We start from the raw sequence: 271 nt of genomic DNA, 5'->3' as shown, positions 1-271 counted from the left end.
CCCCGGTGCGGGGCGCATCGACATCGTCCGCGACGGTCGCTACGCGCGCCTGACGATGACCGACGGCCGCGTCGTCTTCATCGGCGCCATCCAGGGCAGCCGGCCGCCGATCTGGTCCGAGGTCGGGCTGCGGTTCGTCGCCGATGGCGACTTCATCGAACTGTCGCAGGAGAGCGGCCGCGTCGTGCCCTGCACACGCGATGGCGACGTCGACGCCGCCACGGATGCTGCGGCCGGCTGATCGCGGCCTTCAGGCGCGTCGCCGTGGGCC

Annotated in this window: 1 protein-coding gene; it reads left to right on the top strand. The window is 73.1% G+C overall.

Annotation, left to right across the window (positions count from 1 at the left end):
- Positions 1–241, top strand: a 241-nt coding sequence (locus SB719_RS20160; RefSeq protein ID WP_412159742.1) for a hypothetical protein, incomplete at its 5' end; no start/stop codon positions are given.
- Positions 242–271: the final 30 nt, after the last annotated feature.

Origin of the sequence: Pantoea sp. SIMBA_079, assembly GCF_046940275.1 — a bacterium.
Taxonomy (GTDB): Bacteria; Pseudomonadota; Gammaproteobacteria; order Enterobacterales; family Enterobacteriaceae; genus Pantoea; species Pantoea borealis.
The sequence above is the reverse complement of the archived record's forward strand: the minus strand, read 5'-3'. Positions and strand labels throughout refer to the sequence as shown.